Origin of the sequence: Luteimonas sp. J29, from assembly GCF_000472505.1 — a bacterium.
Classification (GTDB): domain Bacteria; phylum Pseudomonadota; class Gammaproteobacteria; order Xanthomonadales; family Xanthomonadaceae; genus Luteimonas.
The window spans coordinates 316250-329135 of the sequence record NZ_AWZR01000005.1; the positions used below are offsets into that span (position 1 = coordinate 316250).

Here is a 12886-nt window from a genome sequence, read left to right on the forward strand (position 1 = left end):
ACACGGGATCGCGCATGGCCAACGCCCTCGTCTGGTTCCGCAACGACCTCCGGCTGGCCGACCAGCCCGCGCTGGCCGCCGCGCTGGCGGCCGGACAGGTGCCGGTGTGCGTCTACATCCACGAGCCGGAGGAAGAGGGCGACTGGGCGCCCGGCCCGGCCTCGAACGCATGGCGGCACCATTCGCTGGCGGCCCTGGACGCCTCGCTGCGCGCGCGCGGCTCGCGCCTGCGGATCTTCCGTGGCCCCAGCCAGCCGGTGATCGAGGCGCTGGTCGCCGCCTGCGACATCGAGGCGGTGTACTGGACCCGGCGCTACGAACCGGCGATCGAACGCCGCGACGCCGCGATCAAGCGCGCGCTGCGCGAACAGGGCGTGCACGCGGAAAGCTTCAACGGCGCACTGCTGTTCGAACCCTGGGAACTGGCGACGAAGCAGGGCGGGCCGTACCGCGTGTTCACGCCATTCTGGCGCGCCGCGCTGGCGCACTGGCGCGCGCACCGGCTGCTCGACGCGCCCGCCTCGATCCCCGACCTGGAGGGCGATCCTGACGGCATCCGGCTCGAGACGCTCCGGCTGCCGCCCGCGCGCGACCCGGACGCGCTGCTGCGCCACGGCTGGAAGCCGGGCGAGGCCGGTGCCCATGAGGCGCTGGAGCTCTTCATCGAGGGTGCGCTGCACGGATACCGCCAGGGACGCGACCGTCCCGACCAGGTCGGCACCTCGCGCCTGTCGCCCCACCTGCACTTCGGCGAGATCGCACCGTGGCGGATCGTCGCCGCGCTCGAGGCGCGGCGCAGTGCCGCCAATGCCGCCGACATCGACGCCTTCGTGCGCGAGCTGGGCTGGCGCGAGTTCGCCTGCCACCTCCTGCACCATTTCCCGCACACACCGGACGCGGACTTCAATCCGCGCTTCGACCGGTTCGAGTGGGCACCGCCGCAGCGCCGCCTGCTGCAGGCCTGGCGCCTGGGCCGCACCGGCGTGCCGATCGTGGATGCCGGTATGCGCGAACTGCGCGAGAGCGGCTGGATGCACAACCGGGTGCGCATGGTCGTGGCCAGCTACCTGTGCAAGCACCTGCGCCAGCACTGGCGCGAGGGCGCGCGCTGGTTCTGGCAGCACCTGGTCGACGCCGACCTGGCCAGCAACACGCTCGGCTGGCAGTGGGTGGCCGGCACCGGCGCGGACGCGGCCCCGTATTTCCGCGTGTTCAACCCGGTGACGCAGGCGGCGAAGTTCGATCCCGGGGGGCGGTACGTCGCGCGCTGGGTGCCGGAGCTGGCGCGACTGCCCATGCCCGCCCGGCACGCGCCGTGGACCGCGCCGCAACTCGCGCGCAGGCTGGCGCCGGACTATCCCGCGCGCCCGGTCGTGGGGCTGGAGGAGGGGCGGGAGGCGGCGCTCGCGGCCTGGCGCGCGCTGGCGGCATCGCGGCGGGAGGAGGATCAAGGCGACGCGTCGGAGGAAGGTGCGCCAACCTGAACGGCCGCGATCCGCGTCCGATGCGCCCGCGCCGGCCGTCACCATCCGTTGCCGGATCCCATGCTGGAATGCGCGGCGAACCCAACCGGCGGGTCGTCCCCGCACCAGGAGTGGCACATGCGTTACAGGAACCCGATCATCGCCTCCGTCCTCGCCAGCTCGCTCGTGCTGGGTGGTTGCGCCACCTACACCGGCCAGACCAACGCGCCGGACGACCCCAACCGCACCCGCAACAACGCCCTCATCGGCGCCGGCATCGGCGCGGTGGCCGGCCTGCTCAGCGGAAGCGACGCCACCGAGCGGCGCCAGCGTGCGCTGGTGGGCGCGGGCGTGGGTGGCCTGGCGGGCGGCGCGATCGGCGCCTACCAGGACCGCCAGGAAGCCGAGCTGCGACGCCAGACCGCCGGCACCGGCATCGAGGTCGACCGCGAAGGCGACACCATCAAGCTCAACCTGCCCGATGGCGTGACCTTCGACTTCAACCGCACCGAACTCAAGCCGCAGTTCTACCCGGCGCTCAACAACGTCGCCGCGACCCTGCGCGAATACGACCAGACCATCGTCGAGGTCAGCGGCCACACCGACAATGTCGGCACTGCCGCCGTGAACCAGCGCATCTCCGAGGAGCGCGCCCGGAACGTGGCCGACTATCTGATCGGACAGGGCCTGCGCCGCGAACGTTTCGAGGTCGCCGGCTTCGGTTACCAGTACCCGGTGGCCGACAACAGTACCGAGCAGGGCCGCGCGCTCAACCGCCGGGTCGAGATCCGGATCGTCCCGCTGCGCTCCTGACCGGATCCGCCGGTCGCAGACCGGGCAGGGCCGCGCAGGCGGCCCTGCCTTTCCCGTTGGCCTCCAACAAGTCTTCGCTCAGACGGGTTCGGAGGGGGCGATGGCCGGCGCATCCGCCGGCGGTGCGTCACGGATCGTACCGGGTCGTCGCGATCCCGGCCGTGGCCGGACCGGACACGCGGAAAGGCCCGCTTGCGCGGGCCTTTCCGGTCTGAAGATGGTGGAGGTGGGGGGAATTGAACCCCCGTCCGAAGGCACTCCATCCCCGGTACTACATGCTTAGCCCGCCGTTGGATCTCGTCCCCGGGCAGCACGGCGTGCGAAGCGCGCCCGGGAACCAGCCTGTGAGTTCAGCCGTGGCAGACAGGCGGCCGCCGCGGCTGGTTCCCGTGATGATGACCCTACATCCACGAGCACGGGCACAAGTGGGTTCGGGGCTTACGCCTTAAGCGGCGAGAGCGTAGTTGTCGTCGTTGGCAACTATGAGTTTGCCGCTGGATTAACGAGGAAAGCTGCCCCCTCGGCATGCACCAGGTGATTTCGCGACCCCCGTCGAAGCCAGTGCACCCCCGGGAGCGTCGATCACGCTGACACCGGCAGTATAGGGGCGGTCCGGGCCCACGCAAGGGCGGCCGCGGCGCGCGTTCAGGCTCCCTAGGCGCGGGCGTGCCGCTATCCTGTGGCCATGAGCCGCACCCAGCCAGGGGACAGCACGCCCGGGCCCGCCCGCCCGTCCGCGCGGCGGGGGTACCTGCTCGCGCTCGTGATCCTGGCCGGCTCGCTGCTGCTGGTCTGGATGTACGCGCGTGCCGCCGGCGAACGCGAGCAGCGGGCGCGCCAGGCCGAGTTCCAGACCCGCAGCGGCGAGGTGCTGATGCTGCTGCGCCAGCGCCTGCTGCACTACGAGCTGGCGCTGCGCGGCGGCGTGTCGCTGTACTGGTCGGTGTCGCGGCCGACCGAGCGCCAGTGGCGCGACTACGTCGGTGGCCTGGACATCGAGCGCCAGTTCCACGGACTGCTCGGCCTGGGCTACGTCCCCTACCTGCGGCGCACCGACCTGGAGGCGCTGCAGCTGGCGATGCGCGACGAGGGCAAGGGGCTGTTCCAGATCCGGCCGCACGGCGTGCGCGAGATCTACGGCCCGATCCTGATGCTCGAGCCGCAGTCGATCGGCAACATGAGCGCGGTCGGATTCGACATGTTCTCGCATCCGGTGCGCCGGGCCGCCATGGAGGCCGCGCGCGACAGCGGCGAGGTGCGCCTGAGCGCCCCGGTCGAATTGATCCAGCGCGGGGGCGACGGCCGGCGCAACGGCCTGCTCATGTACGCGCCGATCTACGCCAACGGCATCCTGCCGGGCAACGTCCAGGCCCGGCGCACCGCGATGTCGGGCTGGATCTACGCGCCGTTCCACGTGCGCACGTTCGTCGAGAGCGCGCTGCACCAGCTCGACGCGGCGCAGGAGTTGCGCATCGTCGACGTCGGGCCGGGTGGCCAGGCCAGCGAGGTGTTCGTCTCCCCGGGCTTCAGGGAGCAGTCGGACGACCACGTGCTGGTCCACTCGGAGACGATCGATCTCTACGGCCGGACCTGGCGCGTCGACTTCCAGTCGCCGCAGGCCGGGGGCGGCGCGGGCGCCGCCTCGGACCTGCACGCCAACGTGGGGGCCGGGCTGATCGTCTCGTTCCTGCTGTTCGCGGTGGTGCTGACGCTCGCCCATACCCAGTCGCGCGCCGAACGCCTGGCCGAGGCGATGAGCGAGTCCTACCGCCGCAGCGAACAGCGCTTCCGCAACGCCATGCTGTACTCGGCCAGCGGCATCGCCCTGCTGGACGGGCAGGGCCGGATCGTCGAGGCCAACCCGGCGCTGGCCCGGATCCTGGGCGTCGCCCCGGAGGGACTGCCCGGGACCGCGTTCGATGCCTGCTTCGTCGATCCCGAGACCGGCGCCACCACAGGCGACGGCCACTCCACGGCGACCCGCAAGCTGCTGCGCAGCGACGGCGATATCCGCCTGGTCGAGCTGGTGCGCTCGCCGGTGCCGGGCGACGTGGGCAGCGACGTCGCCACACTGGTGCAGGTCGAGGACGTGACCGACCGCCTGCGCGCCGAGCGCGAGGTGCGCCTGCTCAACCGCACCCTTGAGGCGCGGGTCGCGCAGCGCACGCGCGAACTGACCCTGGCCAACCACGAGCTCGAGTCGTTCGCCTACAGCGTGTCCCACGATCTGCGCGCGCCGCTGCGCACGGTGGAGGGGTTCAGCCGGCTGCTGGGCGAGCGCTTCGGCGCGTCCATCGGCCCGGACGGACAGGACTACCTGGCCCGGGTGCGCAAGGCCGCCAACCGGATGGACGAGCTGATCGACGCGCTGCTGAAGATGTCGCGGATCACGCGCGAGCCGCTGCAGCAGGCGCAGGTGGACCTGAGCCGCCTGGCCACGGAGGTCATCGGAGAGCTGCGCCAGGCCGAGCCGGGGCGCATGGTGGAAACGGTGGTCGAGCCCGGGATCGAGGCCTGCGGCGACCCCGCCCTGCTGCGCAACCTGTTGCAGAATCTGATCGGCAACGCCTGGAAGTTCACCGCGGGCCGCCCGCACGCCAGGATCGAGTTCGGCCGCGACCCCGAGGCGCAGCCGGCGCCGGGGATGGTGGCGCTGCGGGTGCGCGACAACGGCGCCGGGTTCGAGCCGGCCTACGCCTCCAAGCTGTTCCGGCCGTTCCAGCGCCTGCACGGCAGCGACGAGTTCGAGGGCCACGGGATCGGCCTGGCGACGGTCAAGCGCATCATCGACCGCCACGGCGGCAGCATCACCGCCGAGGCCGCGGTCGGGCAGGGCGCGACGTTCCGTTTCGTGCTGCCCGAGCGCCACCACGAGTCGCATCCGGACGGACACGACGAGGCGGACTGAAGCCGCGGCGCCGCTTCAGGCGTTGCGGTTGTGGGCCCGCATCACCCGCTGGCGGTCGCGTGACCAGTCGCGGTCGCGCGCGGCCTGGCGCTTGTCGTGGGCCTGCTTGCCCTTGGCCAGGGCCAGTTCCACCTTCACCTTGTTGCCCTTCCAGTACATCGCGGTGGGCACCAGGGTGTAGCCCTCGCGCTGGACGCGGCCGATCAGGTTGTCGATCTCGCGCCGGTGCAGCAGCAGCTTGCGGGTGCGGTGGGCGTCGGCGACCACGTGGCTCGAGGCCTGGATCAGCGGGGTGATCTGGGCGCCGAACAGGTACAGCTCGCCGTCGCGGACGATGGCGTAGGCCTCGCCGATGCTGGCCCGGCCGGCGCGGATGGCCTTCAGCTCCCAGCCCTGCAGCGCGATGCCCGCCTCGAACCGCTGCTCGAGGTGGTAGTCGTGGCGCGCGCGCCGGTTCAGGGCGATGGTCCGGTCGCCGTTTGCCTTATCCTTGCCGCTCTTTTTTCCCATCCGGCCATTCTCCCCGAACCTGGCCGGCGACGCGAGCACATGACCACCATCGAACGCAGCGCCCTGGTCGAACACTCCGCCAACCGGATGTTCGCCCTGGTCAACGACGTCACCGCCTACCCCCGGCGCTTCGCGTGGTGCAAGCGGGCCCAGGTGCTGGAACAGGGGGAGGGCCGGATGCTGGCGCGGCTGGAACTCGGGCTGGGCGGTTTCAACACCTGGTTCACGACCGAGAACACGCTCGACCCGCCGCGCCGGATCGACATGGACCTGCGCGACGGCCCGTTCCGCCGGCTGCGCGGCCGGTGGCTGTTCCATGCGCTGGACGAGAGCGCGTGCAAGGTGTCGCTGTCGCTGGACTTCGAGCCCCAGCGCGCGCTGATGCTGCCGGTGCTCTCGGTGGGGATGCGCGGGCTGGCCGACCGCATGGTCGACGACTTCGTGCGCGTGGCCGACCGGGGCGACTGACGATGCGGGTGCAGGTGGTCCGGGCGTGGCCGGAGCGGTTCGAGGCCGAGGAGCTGGAGCTTCCCGCCGGGGCCACGGTCGACGATGCGCTGCGCGCCACGCGGCTGCCGCGCGAGGGCGTGGCGGGCGTGGCGGTGCACGGCATGCGCGTGCGCGGCGACGCGCCGCTGGCCGATGGCGACCGGGTGGAACTGCTGGGGCCGCTGCTGGCGGACCCGAAGGAAAGCCGTCGCCGGCGCGCGCAGGCGCAGGCGGGACGCAGGCCGCGCTAGCGGCGGCGGTTGCCCTTTTCCTTCGGCAGGTTGCCGAAGCGGCGCATGCGCTCGGACAACTCCTTGTCCTGCTCGGGGAAGTAGTCGCCTTCCCAGCGCGCGAGGCGGTCGTTGTCGAAGTACAGGGTCAGGTTCCGGACCTCGGTGTCGCCGCGGCGGCCGAGGCGCTGGCTGGCGGTGTAGTCCCAGCGCTGGTGGTGGAACGGATCGGCGATCGACGGCGTGCCCAGCAGCAGCAGCACCTGCTGCTTGTCCATGCCCGGCTGCAGCTGGTCCACGGCGTCCTTCTCGATGAGGTTGCCCTGGTAGATCGGCTGCTTGTAGAGCATGCCGCAACCGGCGGTGGCCAGGGCGATCAGGGCGATGGACGCGATGCGTGCGATGGTCATGGAGCGCGGGCCTGCGGAAGGGCGGCGGGACAGCCGCGATGATACACTCCGGGCGCCTCGACACCGGCATCCCAGGCAGCTGGCGTTTAACCGCCTGTGAACGGAGACCCCATGGAATCGATGGATTTGCGCAAGGCCGGCCTGAAGGTGACGCACCCCAGGATGCGGATCCTTGCCCTGCTGGAGCAGAAGACGCCGCGCCAGCACATGACGGCCGAAGACATCTACCGCCAACTGCTCGAGCAGGGCGACGAAATCGGCCTCGCCACGGTCTATCGGGTGCTGACCCAGTTCGAGGCCGCGGGCCTGGTGATCAAGCACAACTTCGAGGGCGGCCACGCCCTGTACGAGCTCGACCGCGGCGACCACCACTACCACATGGTCGACATGAACTCCGGGCAGATCACCGAGTTCGAGAGCCCGCAGATCGTGGAACTGCTCAACCGGATCGCCGACGAGCACGGCTACATCCTCGACGAGCATTCGCTGGTGCTCTACGTGCGCAGGAAGCGCTGACCGCGCGACGCCCGCCCGGGCGCCGCGCCGCGAACCCCGCACCCTGGACGGGCGGCCGTTCCTGCCGCCGTGGTCAGGCCTCGTGGGCGGCCAGCAGGCGGCGCGCGGCGGCGCGGGCCTCGCGCGACACTTCCACGCCGCCCAGCATCCGCGCCAGCTCCTCCTGGCGCTGCTTCGGGCCCAGCAGTTCCACCGTGCTGTGGGTCGCGCCGTCGCGTTCGGACTTTCTGACCCGGTAGTGGGCGTGGCCCTGCGCGGCCACCTGGGGCAGGTGGGTCACGCACAGCACCTGGCGGCTGGCGCCGAGCGCGCGCAGCTTCTGGCCCACGATCTCGGCCACGGCGCCGCCGATGCCCGAATCGACCTCGTCGAAGACCATGGTCGGCACCGCGTCCGACCCCAGCGCCGCGACCTCGATCGCCAGCGAGATCCGCGACAGCTCGCCGCCCGAGGCCACCCGCCGCAGCGGACGCGGCGGCTGGCCGGCATTGGCCGACACCAGGAACTCGACCCGCTCGCCGCCCTGCGGATCGGGCCGGTCGCGCCCGAGCGGCTCCAGGGCGACCTCGAAGCGGCCGCCGCCCATGCCGAGTTCGGCGATCAGCGCCGTGGTGGCGGCGGACAGGCGTTCGGCCGCGGCGGCGCGGGCACGGCCGAGGGCGTCGGCCGCGTCGCGCCAGGCCTTCGCGGCCGCGGCGATCTCCTCGTCCAGGCGCTGCAGGCGGGAGCCGGCATCGAGCAGGGCGTCGCGCTCGGCCTCGAACGCCTCGCGCCGGCCCTCCAGTTCCTCCAGCGCCACCCGGTGCTTGCGCGCCAGGTCGTGCAGGCGGCCGAGGGTCGCGTCGAGCTCCTCGAACCGGGACGGGTCCAGGTCCAGGTCGTCGCGGATGCGCTGGAGCAGCAGCCCGGCCTCGCCGATCTGGATCGCGGCGGAGTCGAGCAGGGCATCGACCTCGTCCAGCCTGGGCTCGTGGGCGCGCTCGCGGGCCAGGCCGCCGCGCAGCTGCTCCAGGCCCTGCAGCACGCTCGGACCGTCGTCGCCGGCCAGGGCGGCCAGGGCGCCGTCGCAGGCGGCGATGAGCCCGGCGGCATTCGCGAGCCGGCGATGGCCGGCGACCAGCGACTCGATCGCCTCGGGGCGCAGGTCCTCGCGCTCGAGCTCGCCGATCTGGTGGTCGAGCCAGGCCAGGCGCTCGCTGACGTCGCCGGTGCGCGAAAGCGCCTCGCGCTCGCGTTCGAGCGCGCTCCAGCGGGCCGCTGCCGCGCGCACCGCGGCCAGCTCCGCGGCATGGCCGCCGAAGGCGTCGAGCAGGGCCAGCTGGCTGGATTTCTCCAGCAGCGCCTGGTGCTCGTGCTGGCCGTGGATCTCTACCAGCAGCCCGGCCAGCTGCGAGAGCTGGGCGAGGGTCGCCGGACGGCCGTTGATCCACGCCCGCGAGCCGCCGTCGGCGCGCAGGGTGCGGCGCAGGGTACAGGCCTCGCCCTCGTCGAACTCCTGCTCGCGCAGCCAGGCCAGGGCCTGGGGCGCGTCGGCGGTGTCGAACTCGGCGTGCAGCTCGGCCCGTCCGGCGCCGTGGCGGACCACGCCGGCGTCGGCGCGAAGGCCCGAGAGGAAGCCCAGCGCGTCGACCAGCAGCGACTTGCCGGCGCCGGTCTCGCCCGAGATCACGGTCATGCCCGGGCCGAACTCCAGTTCGGAGGCCGGGACGACGGCGAAGTCGCGGAGGGTCAGGCGCCTGAGCATGGGCCGCTAGTGTAGTCGCCGCCATCGCAGGAGCCGAGACGGTGGACCGCCCGCCCGGAGGCCGTCTTCCCCGCCGACGCGTTCAGGCTCGCGGCGGCCGGCTTGCAGGGCAGGGTGCGCGGGGATTTAATCGGGGACGATGGCCGCCAGGACCGCCCACGACCGACTCGATGCCCGCGCGCGGCAGCTGCTGCGTACCCTGATCGCGCGCCACATCCGCGACGGCGAGCCGGTCGGCTCGCAGACGCTGGCGCGCCACTCGGGCCTGGACGTGAGCCCGGCGACGATCCGCAACATCCTCGCCGACCTGGAGGAGCAGGGCCTGCTGTCGGCGCCGCATACCTCGGCCGGGCGGGTCCCGACCGCGCAGGGCTACCGGGTGTTCGTGGACTCGCTGCTGCAGGTGCAGCCGTTGCCCAATGCCGAGGTGGTGCGGCTGCGCGGGGAACTCGCCGGCGGCGGCAGCGGCAGCACCCAGGCCCTGCTCGGCAACGCCTCGGAGCTGGTCTCGGCCATGACCCACTTCGTCGGCGTGGTGTCGGTGCCGCGGCGCGAGCAGTTCGCGTTCCGCCACATCGACTTCGTGCCGCTGGACGCGCAGCGGGTAATGGCGATCCTGGTGTTCGCCGACAGCGATGTGCAGAACCGGATCATCCAGGTCCGGCGCCCCTACGACGCGGCCGAGCTCGAGCGGGTGGCCAACTACCTCAACGCCCACTTCGCCGGCCGGTCCATGGCCGAGATCCGCGCCACCCTGGTGCGCGAGCTGCAGGCCGCGCGCGACGAGATGGAGGCGCTGCTCTCGCACACGGTCGAGCTGGCCGAGCAGGCGCTGGCCCCGGTCGACAACGACGACATGGTGGTGGCCGGCCAGAACCGGTTGATCGGGGTCCAGGACCTGAGCGACCTCGACCGCCTGCGCGAGCTGTTCGAGGCCTTCGCCCGCAAGCGCGAGATCCTGCAGCTGCTCGAACGCACGATCCGCGCCCCGGGGGTGCGGATCTTCATCGGCGAGGAGACCGGCCTGGCCCCGCTGGAGGGCGTCTCGCTGGTCACCGCGCCGTACGGCCGGCCCGGCAAGGTGCTGGGGGTGCTGGGGGTGATCGGCCCGACCCGGATGGCCTATGACCGGGTCATCCCGGTGGTGCAGGCCACGGCCGAGGTCCTGGGGGCCGCCTTGAATCCGGATCCGCCGGCCCCATAGCTGGGCGGATCGGCGGCCTGACGACCGCCCAGCAGCCAGGACATGACCACCGAACCGACGCAAGACGCCGCCGCGCACGCGGCAGACGAACAGCCTACGCCCACGCCCGAGGAGCGGATCCAGGCCCTGGAGTCCGAGCTCGAGCAGCTCCGCGCCCAGATGCTGGTCGACCGGGCGGACATCGAGAACCAGCGCAAGCGCCTCGAGCGCGACGTGCGCAACGCCTGCCGCTTCGCCAACAAGCAGCTGCTGGGCGACCTGCTGCCGGTGTTCGACAGCCTCGAGGCCGCGCTCAACGCCGCCGCCGCCGAGGACCCGATGCGCGACGGTGTGGTCCTGACCCTGCGCGAACTGTCGCGCGTGTGCGAGAACAACGGCCTGGTCGAGGTCGCCCCGGCCCCGGGCGATGCGTTCGACCCCGAGCGCCACAACGCGATGAGCGTGGTCCAGACCGCCGAGGTCCCGGCCGGAACCGTGTTCCAGGTGTTCCAGAAGGGCTACGTGCTCCACGACCAGCTCCTGCGGCCGGCCCTGGTGTCGGTGGCGGGGGAGGAAGGCGCCTGAATCCGCGGCGCGGCGCTTGAAGCGGCGCCGCTCCAGCCCCAGATACGCAGCATCGGCGGCCTGCCGCCAACAGAACAGATTCCAGAGGGAAACCCATCATGGCAAAGATCATCGGCATCGACCTGGGCACGACCAACTCGTGCGTGGCGATCATGGACGGCGGCAAGGCCAAGGTCATCGAGAACAGCGAGGGTGACCGGACCACGCCTTCGATCGTCGCCTACACCAAGGACGGCGAGGTGCTGGTCGGCGCGTCCGCCAAGCGCCAGGCGGTCACCAACCCCAAGAACACCTTCTACGCGGTCAAGCGCCTGATCGGCCGCAAGTTCACCGACGCCGAGGTCAAGAAGGACCTCGGCCTGGTGCCGTACGCGATCATCGAGCACGACAACGGCGACGCCTGGGTCGCGACCAGCGACGGCAAGAAGCTGTCGCCGCAGGAGGTCTCGGCGCGCATCCTCGAGAAGATGAAGAAGACCGCCGAGGACTACCTCGGCGAGAAGGTCACCGAGGCCGTGATCACGGTCCCGGCCTACTTCAACGACTCCCAGCGCCAGGCGACCAAGGACGCCGGCCGCATCGCCGGCCTCGACGTCAAGCGCATCATCAACGAGCCGACCGCGGCCGCGCTGGCCTACGGCCTGGACAAGTCCGGCGGCGACCGCAAGGTGGCCGTGTACGACCTGGGCGGCGGCACGTTCGACATCTCGATCATCGAGATCGCCGAGGTCGACGGCGAGAAGCAGTTCGAGGTGCTGGCCACCAGCGGCGACACCTTCCTCGGCGGCGAGGACTTCGACAAGCGCGTGATCGACTACCTGGTCGAGGAGTTCCAGAAGGACCAGGGCATCGACCTGCGCAAGGACCCGCTGGCCCTGCAGCGCCTGAAGGACGCGGCCGAGCGCGCCAAGATCGAGCTGTCGAGCTCGCAGCAGACCGAGGTCAACCTGCCTTACATCACCGCCGACGCCTCGGGCCCGAAGCACCTGAACATCAAGCTGACCCGGGCCAAGCTCGAGGCGCTGGTGGACGACCTGGTGAAGAAGACCCTCGAGCCGTGCCGCACCGCGCTCAACGACGCCGGCCTGCGCGCCAGCGACATCAGCGAGGTGATCCTGGTCGGCGGCCAGACCCGCATGCCCAAGGTGCAGCAGGCGGTCTCGGAGTTCTTCGGCAAGGAGCCGCGCAAGGACGTCAACCCGGACGAGGCGGTCGCGATCGGCGCCGCGGTCCAGGGCGGCGTGCTGGCCGGCGACGTCAAGGACGTGCTGCTGCTCGACGTGACCCCGCTGAGCCTGGGCATCGAGACCCTGGGCGGGGTGATGACCAAGATCATCGAGAAGAACACCACGATCCCGACCAAGGCCTCGCAGGTGTTCTCCACCGCCGAGGACAACCAGTCGGCCGTGACCGTGCACGTGCTCCAGGGCGAGCGCGAGCAGGCCCGCTTCAACAAGTCGCTGGCCCGCTTCGACCTGACCGGCATCGAGCCGGCGCCGCGCGGCATGCCGCAGATCGAGGTGTCGTTCGACATCGACGCCAACGGCATCCTGCACGTATCGGCCAGGGACAAGAAGACCGGCAAGGAGCAGAAGGTCGAGATCAAGGCCGGCTCGGGCCTGTCCGAGGAGGAGATCCAGCGGATGGTCGCCGACGCCGAGGCGCACCGCGAGGAGGACAAGAAGTTCCAGGAGCTGGTCACCGCCCGCAACCAGGCCGACGCGCTCGTGCACTCGGCCCGCACCGCGGTGAAGGAGAACGGCGACAAGGTGCCGGGCGACGTGATCGGCCGGGTCGAGTCCGCGATCGCCGACGTCGAGGCGGCGATGAAGGGCGACGACAAGGGCCAGATCGAGGCCAAGACCCGCGCCCTGGAGGAGGCGGCGCAGTCGCTGTTCGCGGCCGCGGCCGCGGGCCAGCAGGGCGCCCCGGCCGGCGGTGCGGCAGGCGGTTCGACCGCCTCCGGCGACGACGTGGTGGACGCCGAGTTCACCGAGGTCAAGGACGACGAGAAGAAGTAAGCCCGCGGCGCCGG

At 71.7% G+C, this 12886-nt stretch carries 12 protein-coding genes and 1 other RNA gene; 9 read left to right on the forward strand and 4 right to left on the reverse strand.

Features of this window, described 5'->3' with window-relative positions; all coding sequences use genetic code 11:
- Nucleotides 1–14 precede the first annotated feature (14 nt).
- Nucleotides 15–1484, forward strand: coding sequence for a deoxyribodipyrimidine photo-lyase (locus tag LUTJ29_RS17130; protein ID WP_051322920.1), 1470 nt, complete (start codon nt 15–17; stop codon nt 1482–1484).
- Nucleotides 1485–1601: 117 nt separating this feature from the next.
- Nucleotides 1602–2276, forward strand: coding sequence for an OmpA family protein (locus LUTJ29_RS0110445; RefSeq protein WP_043741133.1), 675 nt, complete (start codon nt 1602–1604; stop codon nt 2274–2276).
- A gap of 218 nt (nt 2277–2494) precedes the next feature.
- On the opposite strand, the gene ssrA is transcribed toward LUTJ29_RS0110445, so the two are convergent.
- Nucleotides 2495–2847, reverse strand: a transfer-messenger RNA (tmRNA) gene (ssrA, locus tag LUTJ29_RS18435).
- Between the two features lie 114 nt (nt 2848–2961).
- Between ssrA and LUTJ29_RS18110 the strand changes: the two genes are divergently transcribed.
- On the forward strand, nt 2962–5184 hold the full coding sequence (locus tag LUTJ29_RS18110) for a CHASE domain-containing protein (RefSeq protein ID WP_051322921.1): 2223 nt from the start codon (nt 2962–2964) through the stop codon (nt 5182–5184).
- A gap of 15 nt (nt 5185–5199) precedes the next feature.
- On the opposite strand, the gene smpB is transcribed toward LUTJ29_RS18110, so the two are convergent.
- The gene (smpB, locus tag LUTJ29_RS0110455; RefSeq protein WP_027072462.1) at nt 5200–5694 is read right to left on the reverse strand and encodes an SsrA-binding protein SmpB; all 495 of its coding nucleotides are present in this window, start codon (nt 5692–5694) and stop codon (nt 5200–5202) included.
- A gap of 39 nt (nt 5695–5733) precedes the next feature.
- Between smpB and LUTJ29_RS0110460 the strand changes: the two genes are divergently transcribed.
- Both LUTJ29_RS0110460 and LUTJ29_RS0110465 read left to right on the forward strand, forming a co-directional pair.
- Nucleotides 5734–6162, forward strand: coding sequence for a type II toxin-antitoxin system RatA family toxin (locus tag LUTJ29_RS0110460; RefSeq protein WP_027072463.1), 429 nt, complete (start codon nt 5734–5736; stop codon nt 6160–6162).
- A 2-nt stretch (nt 6163–6164) separates the two neighbouring features.
- Nucleotides 6165–6434, forward strand: coding sequence for an RnfH family protein (locus LUTJ29_RS0110465; protein ID WP_027072464.1), 270 nt, complete (start codon nt 6165–6167; stop codon nt 6432–6434).
- Here LUTJ29_RS0110465 and LUTJ29_RS0110470 read toward each other — a convergent pair.
- Complete coding sequence (locus LUTJ29_RS0110470) at nt 6431–6823, reverse strand: outer membrane protein assembly factor BamE (RefSeq protein WP_027072465.1); 393 nt, start codon at nt 6821–6823, stop codon at nt 6431–6433. The two genes, LUTJ29_RS0110465 and LUTJ29_RS0110470, sit on opposite strands and share 4 nt — an antisense overlap.
- A 111-nt stretch (nt 6824–6934) precedes the next feature.
- On the opposite strand from LUTJ29_RS0110470, the gene LUTJ29_RS0110475 reads away from it, so the two are divergent.
- Nucleotides 6935–7339 carry a Fur family transcriptional regulator gene (locus LUTJ29_RS0110475; RefSeq protein WP_027072466.1) on the forward strand — a complete coding sequence of 135 codons (405 nt, stop codon included), beginning with the start codon at nt 6935–6937 and terminating at the stop codon, nt 7337–7339.
- Nucleotides 7340–7412: 73 nt separating this feature from the next.
- On the opposite strand, the gene recN is transcribed toward LUTJ29_RS0110475, so the two are convergent.
- Entirely contained in the window at nt 7413–9083 is a 1671-nt protein-coding gene (gene recN / locus LUTJ29_RS0110480) for a DNA repair protein RecN (RefSeq protein WP_027072467.1), read from the reverse strand.
- 139 nt (nt 9084–9222) lie between these two features.
- On the opposite strand from recN, the gene hrcA reads away from it, so the two are divergent.
- The 3 genes from hrcA (at nt 9223) to dnaK (ending at nt 12872) form a co-directional block, all read left to right on the forward strand.
- A complete protein-coding gene (gene hrcA, locus LUTJ29_RS0110485; RefSeq protein ID WP_027072468.1) occupies nt 9223–10287 on the forward strand; it encodes a heat-inducible transcriptional repressor HrcA in 1065 nt (354 codons plus the stop codon).
- A 42-nt stretch (nt 10288–10329) separates the two neighbouring features.
- Nucleotides 10330–10851 (forward strand): nucleotide exchange factor GrpE, encoded by a 522-nt coding sequence (gene grpE, locus LUTJ29_RS0110490; protein ID WP_027072469.1) that lies wholly within the window; start codon nt 10330–10332, stop codon nt 10849–10851.
- A gap of 98 nt (nt 10852–10949) precedes the next feature.
- Nucleotides 10950–12872 carry a molecular chaperone DnaK gene (gene dnaK, locus LUTJ29_RS0110495; RefSeq protein WP_027072470.1) on the forward strand — a complete coding sequence of 641 codons (1923 nt, stop codon included), beginning with the start codon at nt 10950–10952 and terminating at the stop codon, nt 12870–12872.
- Nucleotides 12873–12886 lie beyond the last annotated feature (14 nt).